This is a genomic window from Streptomyces sp. NPDC058375 (assembly GCF_042723425.1).
Classification (GTDB): Bacteria; Actinomycetota; Actinomycetes; order Streptomycetales; family Streptomycetaceae; genus Streptomyces; species Streptomyces durocortorensis.
In genome coordinates this window covers 1-1,067 of record NZ_JBHXJG010000501.1, presented here as the reverse complement: position 1 = coordinate 1,067, position 1,067 = coordinate 1, and the positions used below count along the sequence as shown (strand labels likewise).

The following is a 1,067-nucleotide window of genomic DNA, read 5'->3' as shown; positions in this document are numbered from 1 at the left end:
ACCCGCTGGAACAACTCCCACAACTCGTCCGGCACCAACCGCTCAACGATCCCCACCATGACTCACAGAATACCGAGTCACCCAAATGAGATGACTTCTTAGAGGATGTCTCACGTGGTGAGTTTCGCGAGCTTCTTGTAGCAGGTGAGGGCTGCAGCGAGGCCGAGGAAGGCGAGGAAGTGGCTGCCTTTTCGTTCGTACCGGACGGTGAGGCGGCGGTAGCCGAAGAGCCAGGAGATCGAACGCTCGATTTTCCAGCGGTGCCGGCCGAGCCGCTCGCCGGACTCGATGCCGGGGCGGGCGATCCGTGCGATGAGGTTCCGGCTGCGGAGCCAGCGGAGGTGCTCTGCGGAGTAGTACGCCTTGTCCGCATGCACCTTCGCCGGCTTCCTCCGGCGTGGTCCGCGCCGGGAGCGGACGGCGGGGATGCCGAGAATCAACGGCTTGAATGCCTGGCTGTCGTGTACGTTCGCGCCGGACACCGCGACGGCCAGCGGCAGGCCCTGGGCCTCGGACAGTACATGGAGTTTGCTGCCCTTCTTGCCGCGATCGACCGGATTCGGCCCGGTCAGCGAGCCCCCCTTTTCGCCCGCACCGACGCGGCATCCACGATCGCGGACGTCCAGTCCAGCTCGCCCCTGGCGCCAAGCTCGTCCAGCACTGCCCGGTGCAGCCTGCGCCACACCCCGGCCTCGGTCCACGCGGTGAACCGACGGTGCGCGGTGGCCGGCGAGACCCCGAACGACTCCGGCACCAACCGCCACGCGCACCCGCTCGTCAGCACGTACACCACGGCCGTGAACACCGCCCTCTCGTCCACCGGAGCAGCACCCCCGCCCTGCGGACGAGACGTGAACCTCGGCAACAACGGAGCTGCCAGCCCCCACAGCTCGTCCGGCACCAGCCGACGCGACAGATCAACCCTCACGGTCCGACATCATGCCGCACCACCGAAACGCCACGTGAGACATCCTCTTAGACCGTGTCCTACATGGTCAGTTTGAGGAATCGTTTGTAGCAGCAGAGAGCGGCTGCCAGTCCGAGAAAGGCCAGGTAGTTGCCTGGTT

The 1,067-nt window shown here is 66.0% G+C and carries 1 protein-coding gene; it reads right to left on the bottom strand.

All coding sequences use genetic code 11. The annotated features are described in order from the left end of the window. Positions 1 to 110: 110 nt before the first annotated feature. Positions 111 to 928, bottom strand: a protein-coding gene (locus tag ACFWM7_RS35355) for an IS5 family transposase (protein WP_383268902.1) whose coding sequence is annotated in 2 segments (ribosomal slippage) — positions 111 to 578 and positions 581 to 928 — 816 coding nt in all. Because the reading frame shifts where the segments join, the coding sequence is not laid out codon by codon here. Positions 929 to 1,067 lie beyond the last annotated feature (139 nt).